Here is a 398-nt window from a genome sequence, read left to right on the forward strand (position 1 = left end):
GGCTGCCTGATTTCCTGGCACGCTATCCACAATTGGAAATCGATCTGCAGCTCAACGACCAGAACCAGGACCTGGTCAACGAAGGCCTGGATGTCAGCCTGCGTATCGGCGAGTTGAGCGACAGCGGCCGGATCGCCCGCCGCATCGGCGATACCCAACGGATAACCGTGGCCAGTGCCGCGTACCTGGCACGCCGGGGCGAACCGCAGACCCCGGAAGACCTTGGCGAACACAACTGCCTGTTGTTCAACCTGCTGAACAGCCAGAACCTCTGGTACTACGAAAAACACGGACAGCACTACAGCGTGCGCATCAAGGGCAACGCCCAGAGCAACAACTCGGAAGCAATTCGGGAAATGGTCCTGGGCGGGCTCGGCATTGCGCTGTCGCCCGTGTGG

1 protein-coding gene is annotated in these 398 nt (G+C 60.8%); it reads left to right on the forward strand.

The annotated features are described in order from the left end of the window. A partial coding sequence (locus HYE77_RS32440) for a substrate binding domain-containing protein (RefSeq protein ID WP_218174633.1) occupies window positions 1–398 on the forward strand: 398 nt, incomplete at both ends.

The organism is Pseudomonas sp. IPO3774, assembly GCF_013386835.1.
Classification (GTDB): domain Bacteria; phylum Pseudomonadota; class Gammaproteobacteria; order Pseudomonadales; family Pseudomonadaceae; genus Aquipseudomonas.